Origin of the sequence: Mycobacterium sp. 852002-40037_SCH5390672, from assembly GCF_001665875.1 — a bacterium.
In the GTDB taxonomy this organism is placed as follows: domain Bacteria; phylum Actinomycetota; class Actinomycetes; order Mycobacteriales; family Mycobacteriaceae; genus Mycobacterium.
On record NZ_LZTA01000070.1, the window covers coordinates 119,384 to 127,417 of the forward strand.

At 67.7% G+C, this 8,034-nt stretch carries 8 protein-coding genes; 3 read left to right on the forward strand and 5 right to left on the reverse strand.

Annotated elements, in window-relative coordinates; translation table 11 throughout:
• Positions 1 to 71: 71 nt before the first annotated feature.
• Positions 72 to 1,304: an MFS transporter gene (locus A5782_RS12510; RefSeq protein WP_067099947.1), complete on the reverse strand. Its 1,233-nt coding sequence runs from the start codon at positions 1,302 to 1,304 to the stop codon at positions 72 to 74.
• Positions 1,305 to 1,456: 152 nt separating this feature from the next.
• Positions 1,457 to 1,747, reverse strand: coding sequence for a metal-sensitive transcriptional regulator (locus tag A5782_RS12515; protein ID WP_067099973.1), 291 nt, complete (start codon positions 1,745 to 1,747; stop codon positions 1,457 to 1,459).
• Between the two features lie 117 nt (positions 1,748 to 1,864).
• Between A5782_RS12515 and ilvD the strand changes: the two genes are divergently transcribed.
• A complete protein-coding gene (ilvD, locus tag A5782_RS12520; protein WP_067099949.1) occupies positions 1,865 to 3,577 on the forward strand; it encodes a dihydroxy-acid dehydratase in 1,713 nt (570 codons plus the stop codon).
• 66 nt (positions 3,578 to 3,643) lie between these two features.
• Here the strand turns inward: ilvD and A5782_RS12525 are convergent, their stop codons facing one another.
• A complete protein-coding gene (locus tag A5782_RS12525) occupies positions 3,644 to 4,084 on the reverse strand; it encodes an SPW repeat protein (protein WP_067099951.1) in 441 nt (146 codons plus the stop codon).
• Positions 4,085 to 4,244: 160 nt separating this feature from the next.
• On the opposite strand from A5782_RS12525, the gene A5782_RS12530 reads away from it, so the two are divergent.
• Positions 4,245 to 5,228, forward strand: a complete 984-nt coding sequence (locus A5782_RS12530) for a nitronate monooxygenase (protein WP_067099953.1) — start codon at positions 4,245 to 4,247, stop codon at positions 5,226 to 5,228.
• 3 nt (positions 5,229 to 5,231) lie between these two features.
• Here the strand turns inward: A5782_RS12530 and A5782_RS12535 are convergent, their stop codons facing one another.
• On the reverse strand, positions 5,232 to 5,885 hold the full coding sequence (locus A5782_RS12535) for an O-methyltransferase (protein WP_067099974.1): 654 nt from the start codon (positions 5,883 to 5,885) through the stop codon (positions 5,232 to 5,234).
• Positions 5,886 to 6,042: 157 nt separating this feature from the next.
• On the opposite strand from A5782_RS12535, the gene mymT reads away from it, so the two are divergent.
• A complete protein-coding gene (gene mymT / locus A5782_RS25485) occupies positions 6,043 to 6,189 on the forward strand; it encodes a metallothionein MymT (RefSeq protein ID WP_075233985.1) in 147 nt (48 codons plus the stop codon).
• Positions 6,190 to 6,232: 43 nt separating this feature from the next.
• Here the strand turns inward: mymT and A5782_RS12540 are convergent.
• A partial coding sequence (locus A5782_RS12540; RefSeq protein ID WP_067099975.1) for a glycoside hydrolase family 3 C-terminal domain-containing protein occupies positions 6,233 to 8,034 on the reverse strand: 1,802 nt, incomplete at its 5' end.

Consider the following 8,034-nt stretch of genomic DNA (forward strand, 5'->3'; position numbering starts at 1 on the left):
ACGCCAGCTACCGTCATCGGCGAATGCCCGCGTCACCGGAAGGGCCGGGATTAGGGGTTTGACCAGGGCGGCTATGAATCGGGTGAGCTTGTCGGAGCAACGTCCAGCATCCGCCGATTGGCCGCAATGCCGACGAGCGCCAGAGCCATCAGTGCCGCCGAAGCGGTCAACATCATCGTGACGCTGCGCTCGTAGAGCAGGCCACCGGCCAGCGAGCCGGCCATGATGCCGACCTGGAATGCCGTCACATACAGCCCCGACGCCCCGTCCGGATCGTCGGCGCCGTTGCGCATTGCGGCGGATTGCATCATCGGCGAGACCGCGGTGGCCATGGCCCCCCACAGCACGATGGCGGCGGTCCCGATCAGCGCGGTGGCCACGCCTGTCCTGCCACCGAACGCCAGCCCGGTCAGCGCCACGAAGGCCGCCATCAACCCCGTCATGCACAGGATGATGGCGCTCTTGGGCCGGTGGTCCAGCGGCCGCGCCACCAGCGGCAACGACAGCAACCCGGCCAGTCCGTAGGCGGCCAGCACGAAGGCGAGGTTCGGCCCGCGCACACCGAGCACGTTGCGGATGATCTCGACGATGTAGGTGTAGGACACGAAATGGCCGGTGACGGCGATCATCGCCAGCACGCTCACCAGGATCAGCCGGGGATTGCGGTGGTGCCGTGACCTCGGACCCACGTGCGCGAGCTGGTCGGAGGTCAGGACCATCTCCGGCAGCATCAGCCGGGCGGCGACCGTGACGACGGCGGCCGCAAGGGTGACGCACACGACGGCCAGGCGCCAGCCCCACATCAGGCTCAATGCCGCGGTCAGCGGGCTCCCCACCACCAGCGCGAGGCTGGTGCCGACGTAGATCGACATGGTGGCACGCCCGGCATGGCTGGGCGGCACCAGCCGGGTCGCGATCGGTGCGATGACCGCCCACAGCAACCCGTGGGTGATCGCGCAGAGCACCCGCCCGGTGGCCAGCACCGCGAAATTGGGCGCCAGCGCCGAGATGACCTGTGAGGCGGTCAGGCAGGTCAAGCTGAGCATGAGCGCGCGCCGGCGCGGCCAATGCGCGGTCCATCGCACCAGCGGAAACGTCGTCAGGGCCGCCACGAAGGCATACCAGGTCAGCAGTGTTCCAACCGCGAACAAACTGACATGCAGGTCGCGGGAGATGGCCGGCAGCGCACCGACGGGCAGGATCTCGGCGGTGACGTAGGTGAACGCCGCCGCGGCCAGCACAGCAAGCTGAACCGCGATCCGTGGCGTCCACGTTCGCGCGGCAGCATTGGTTTCGGCAGTCATGGCGTCGGTATCGGCCGGGCTCCCCAATTCCTGGGTTGTCGCGCCTAATGCGATCACACTGCCTTACCGTACGGACCGCAACCGTGCCTCCCCCCTTATCAGGGCCGAAACACAGGTCTCAACTACATCACCGATGAAAAACGAATCACCCATCAGGAACGGACCAGGCGCGCGATGGCGGCGGAGGCCTCGGCGAGCTTCTCGTCGGCATCGTCGCCACCCTCGGCCACGGCGCGGGTGACGCAGTGGCTCAGGTGCTCGTCGAGCAAACTCAGGGCAACCGAACGCAGTGCGCTGTTGACGGCGCTGACCTGGGTGAGCACGTCGATGCAGTACTTGTCTTCCTCGATCATCCGGGCGATGCCACGCACCTGGCCCTCGATGCGCCGCAGCCGCTTGGCGTAATTGTCCTTCTGCTGCGAGTACCCGTGGTCGTTCGTCATGTTCACCCCTGCTGATTTCGCCGAGCCGTGGCGCCGGCACGCCGAACATCAGCTTATACCCCGTCGGGGTATTACCCCGACCATCGGCATCGCGACTGGCCAGCGCATACTTGAACGATGTCCACCACCGATTCGGCTTCAACCGCCGACATCAAGCCGCGTAGTCGTGACGTCACCGACGGCCTCGAGAAGGCCGCCGCCCGTGGCATGCTGCGGGCGGTAGGCATGGGAGACGAAGACTTCGCCAAGCCGCAGATCGGGGTCGCCTCGTCCTGGAACGAGATCACTCCGTGCAACCTCTCCCTGGACCGGCTCGCCAAGGCCGTCAAGGAAGGCGTGTTCTCGGCCGGTGGATATCCCCTGGAGTTCGGCACCATCTCGGTGTCCGACGGCATCTCGATGGGCCATGAGGGAATGCACTTCTCGCTGGTGTCGCGCGAGGTGATCGCCGACAGCGTCGAGACGGTAATGCAGGCCGAACGCCTGGACGGCTCGGTGCTGCTGGCCGGCTGCGACAAGTCGTTGCCCGGGATGCTGATGGCCGCCGCACGGCTGGACCTGGCCTCGGTCTTCCTGTACGCGGGCTCCATCCTGCCCGGGGTCGCCAAGCTCTCCGACGGCAGCGAGCGCGAGGTCACCATCATCGACGCGTTCGAGGCGGTGGGGGCCTGCGCCCGGGGTCTGATGCCCCGCGAGGACGTCGACGCCATCGAGCGCGCGATCTGCCCCGGTGAGGGTGCGTGTGGGGGCATGTACACGGCCAACACGATGGCCAGCGCCGCCGAGGCGCTCGGGATGTCGTTGCCGGGCAGTGCGGCGCCGCCGGCGACCGATCGCCGGCGCGACGGGTTCGCGCGGCGCAGCGGCGCGGCCGTCGTCGAGCTGCTGCGGCGCGGCATCACCGCCCGCGACATCCTCACCAAGGAGGCGTTCGAGAACGCGATCGCGGTGGTGATGGCTTTCGGCGGCTCGACCAATGCGGTGCTGCACCTGCTGGCCATCGCCCACGAGGCCGATGTCGAGCTGTCGCTCGACGATTTCAGCAGGATCGGGTCAAAGGTTCCGCATCTGGCCGACGTCAAACCGTTCGGCCGCCACGTCATGTCGCATGTCGACCACATCGGCGGCGTGCCGGTGGTGATGAAGGCGCTGCTGGACGCCGGGCTGCTGCGCGGCGACTGCCTGACGGTGACCGGCGCGACGGTGGCCGAGAACCTGGCCAAAATCGCCCCGCCCGACCCGGACGGCAAGGTGCTGCGCGCGCTGAGCGATCCCATTCACCCGACCGGCGGCATCACCATCTTGCGTGGATCGCTGGCGCCCGACGGTGCGGTGGTCAAGTCGGCCGGTTTCGATTCCGACGTGTTCGAGGGCACCGCAAGGGTTTTCGACGGCGAACGGGCCGCACTCGACGCGCTGGAGGACGGCACCATCACCACGGGTGACGCCGTGGTGATCCGGTACGAAGGCCCCAAGGGTGGGCCCGGAATGCGCGAAATGCTGGCCATCACCGGCGCCATCAAGGGCGCCGGGCTGGGCAAAGACGTGCTGTTGCTGACCGACGGCCGGTTCTCCGGCGGGACCACCGGCTTGTGCGTCGGCCACATCGCGCCCGAGGCGGTCGACGCCGGACCGATCGCCTTCCTGCGCGACGGCGACCGCATTCGACTGGATGTCGCCAGCCAGACGCTCGACGTGCTGACCGATCCGGTCGAATTCGAGGCGCGGCGAAAGGATTTCAATCCTCCCGAGCCGCGCTACAAGACCGGCGTGCTGGCCAAGTACGTGAAGCTGGTCAGCTCGGCCGCCATCGGCGCGGTCTGCGGCTGACCGCCGTCCCGGGCCTTGACTCGGCCCGGGCCGAACGAACTGCCTTGCCGCCTAACGAGTTCGACGCTATGCGTGCGTGCCCGCCGCCCAGGTGCGCATGCCGAAGTAGGTCGCGTTGAGACCCAAGAACGTCAACAACGCACCCGCAACGACATTCGACCAGGTCATGCCGGTAGTCAGCGTGACGCCCGGCAGGATCCACGTCGAGGCGATGACCCACCCGCCCAGTACCGGCAGCGTCCAGGTCATGCCGTGCGCGCGATCCAGCGTCGTCGCGAACCCGTACGCCAAGAACGCCGCCGCGATCCCGACGATCAGGTCAGACGTGGCAAGCGATCGCGTCGCGCTGAATCCAACGATCCACGGCGATGCGGCCACGTACAGGCCCGTCAGCAGGACCAGACCGAACGTGACATGCGCACTCATCGACTCGGCGACGCGCTCATAGCGCGCGCGGAGAGCCAACAAATCGGGGTGGTGATCGATTGATGAATGGACTGTACTCATTTTGTGACCTTTCTGTTATGCAGCAAGCCTTTTGAGCGTTGCTACACCCATCCATCTATTGTCGAGATTACGCCCGTACGCCATCGGCCAGCAACGAAATTGACGCCGCGGCAGGCCGAACGGTGCGACCGTATCGACAACCCGCGTAGCGTCGTGAGTCATGGATATCGCGGATCGGCTGCACCTCGATGTGCCGGTCGGGCAGGCCGGCATGGGCGGCGGACTGGCGGGCGCGAGACTGGCGGGCGCGGTGGCCCGCGCGGGCGGGCTGGGCACGCTGGGCATCGACACGCCCCGCCGGCTACGCACGTCGATCGATCGCGTGCGCGAACAGGCGCCGAGGCGCGCCGTCGCGGTAAACCTGTTGATGCCCTTCGTTCATCGCCGTCACGTCGCGGTCTGCGTCGACGCCCGGGTGGACGTCGTCGTGGTGGCGTTCGGCGAAAGACGGGGACTCGTCGAGCATCTGCGCGACGCGGGAATCTTCGTCTTAGTAATGGTGGGCACCGAGGCCCAGGCGCGTGCCGCGATCGCGTGCGGTGCCGACGGTTTGATCGCTCAGGGACGCGAGGCCGGCGGCCATCTCGTCGGAACCATGCCGGCGTTGGAGTTTTTGCCGCTGGCCCTCGGTGCGGCCGGGGCGCGCCCGGTGTTCGTGGCCGGCGGCATCGCCACCTCCGCCGACACCCGCACCGCGTTGGACGCCGGCGCCAGCGGGGTCATTGCCGGCACGCGATTCCTGTTGACGCACGAGGCCAGCGCCAGCCGCGAATACCAACAACGAATCCTGCGGGCGGACAGGACAATCGAAACCAACCTCTTCGGCCTGAGCTGGCCGTTGCGCCACCGCGTCGTGCCCAACGCGGCCACCCGCCGCTGGTGCGGCGAGGACGGCAAGGCCAAGGCGCTACCCACCGCCCTGAACGCGGCCAGCCGACCGCTGTCGGCGCTGGGTTATTTTGACGCGGGAAGGCTGATGCGCCTGCAATCGCCGGCCCTGCCGTTCTTCACACCACTGGCGCCGGTGGCCGGCGTGCCCGATTCCTGGCTGGACAGTGCCGCCCTATACGCCGGCGAAACCGCTTTGCGGATCGGCGAACTCACCTCCGCCGAGCAGGCCGTCGCCGACCTCAACCCCCGCTGAGGCCTACCGCACCAACGCGAACGCGAAACCGTCCCAGTGTTTGGCACCCACCGTCTGGATCACCGCGGTGTCCAGCCGGGGATCCTCGCCCATCGCCTGCAGGGTTTGGCGCACCGCCTGCGCTTGGGCGTTGGACTCCGGATCAAAGATCTGGCCCTGCCGAATCACGTTGTCGGCCACAATGACCGCACCGGGGCGGGCCAATCGCACCGCCCACTTTAGGTACGCGGGGTAGTTCTCTTTGTCGGCGTCGATGAAGATCAGGTCGAAGGGACCGGTCACCGTCGGCAGCGTGTCCAGCGCGGCCCCGACGATCACCTCCACCCGATCGGCGAGGCCGGCCCGCTCCAGGTTGCCCCGCGCCACTTCGGCATGCTTGGGCTCGTATTCCAGCGTCACCACCCGTCCTTGCGGGCCGGCGCCGCGCGCCAGCCAGATGGTGCTGAATCCACCCAACGTGCCGAGCTCGAGGATGTTGCGCGCGCCGACGGCGCTGGCGAGCAGGCTCAAGAACTTCCCCTGCTGCACCGATACCGCAATCGGCGGCAAACCGGCCGCGCTGCTGGCCTCCAGGGCCGCACTCAATGACGGATCGGCGTCCACCACTGTGCTGTCCAGGAATGCGTCGACGTCTTGCGGGCTTGGTTGCTCGGTCATGGCGACCACGCTAGCCGCGCCCGACGGCGATCGCACGGACAGCCGGGTTGGTATCGAACCCGTCGCGGCCATTTACCGTATACCCATGGGGGGTATATAGTGAGGGAGCGGTCGACCGCATCGCAAGAGTCACCACACAGAGAGAAGGGTGAGTTGAATGGCAACTTACGAGGCCGGGACCGAGCTGACGTGCGGTCACGAAGGCTGCGGCTGTCGCGTCCGCATCGAGGTCCCCTGCCACTGCTCGGGTTCGGGTGAGCCGTACCGCTGCACATGCGGCGACGAGCTGACCCCCGTCAAGTAACCCACCGGGCCGGTCGCGCGTTCGGGCGTCAGCCCCGGCTGATTTATCGCCCGAACGTACGACCGGTCAGCTCGACCGTGGCTTCGAGTTGCATCGCGATCGCCGACGCACCCACCGCCGCCGTGTAGGAGCCCGGACTGATCCGCCAGCATCCCACGCTGCCGTCGTAGCGGGCGAGCAGGCGCGGGTCCGCCTCGACGGTCACCCGGCGGGTTGCACCCGCCTCGAGCTCCACCCGCTCGAATCCGAGCAGCCGTAAGCACGGTTCACCGGCCGCCGCCGTCAGGTACAGCTGCGGTACGTCCGCCCCGGCGCGGTCGCCGACGTTGACGACGCTGAAACTGGCGCTGACGGTTTCTTCGCCACCGACCACCAGGTCGCGGTATTCAAACCTGGTGTAGGACAACCCATGACCGAAGGCGAACATCGGGTCGTGACCGCGTCGGGCGAACCAGCGGTAACCGACGTCGGCTCCTTCGAAGTAGTCGATCGTGGTCGGTGTCCCCCACGGTTCGCCGGCGCCGGGCAACCGCGGCCGCGGTGTCTGGGCGAGATCGACCGGAAAGGTGATCGGCAGCCGACCCGAGGGATTCACCTTCCCGGCGAGAATCTCCGCGATGGCCCGGGCGCCGGCCTGGCCCGGAAACCAAGCTTGCACAACGGCGTTCACCGAGTCACGCCATGGCATGGACACCGGATTGCCGGTCTGTAGCACCACCACCGTGTTGGGATTGGCGCCCGACACGGCGTCGATCAGCTCGTCCTGACCCCACGGCAGCGAGAGGTCGGCGATGTCGAAGCCCTCGCCCTCCGCGCGGACCGCGAACATGATCGCGATGTCGGCCCCTCGTGCCGCCCGCACCGCTTCGGCCGGACTGATGCCGGGATCGAACTCGATCTGGGCGTGCGGAAGCTGTTTTCGCAACTCTTCGAGCGGGCTCGACGGCAGCAGGTACAGGTTGCGCAGCCCGGCCTCCAGCCCCGAGCCGCCGATCGGCACCACTCCCGCGTAACCACCCGGCGGAACGACGGTGCTGGAACCGAAGCCGGCCGCCACACCCATGTGCGCGTACCCGCCGATGACGGCGATGCGCACCCCCGGCTCGGGCGCCAACGGCAACAACCCCCGGTTGGTCAGTAACACCGTTCCCTGCCGCGCTATCCGCAGCGCAATCTCGTTGTGCGCGGCCAGGTCCGGTGCTGGCGGCGCATCGGTGCGGTCGACACCGACGGCGAACATGGACCGCAGGATCCGGCGGACCATGTCCGACAGGCGCTCCGTGGGCAGGCCGCCGTCGGCGTACGCGTCGCGCAGCGGCGCACCGAAGGACTCGGCCTGCCATAACAGCGCGTCGATCTGGGCCCCGCACTCTTGGTCGAGGCCGGCTAGGGCGCATTCCCAGCCCGGCGTGGCGCCCCAATCCGACATGACCCAACCACGGTACGCCCAGGCACCTTTCAGCACGTCGTTGATCAAGACGGTGTTGGCCGCGGCGTAGTCGCCGTTGACCTTGTTGTAGGCGGTCATCACGGCGCCGGGTTGCGAGCGCTCGATCGCCAATTCGAACGCCAACAAGTCGGATTCGCGGTGCGCGGCGGGATCGATGACCGCGTCCAGGAAGTGCCGATTGGTTTCGTTGCAGTTCAGCGAGTAGTGCTTGACCGTCGAGATGACACCGTGGCGCTGGATGCCGTCGATCGACTCGGCAACGATCGTGGCGGTCAAAAGCGGGTCCTCGGAGAGGTATTCGAAGTTGCGGCCGTTGCGCGGGTCGCGGGCGAAGTGATCGGCCGTGAAGCACGCAGCCGCGGGTTCAACGTGCAACTCGCCGGCGCGATGAACCT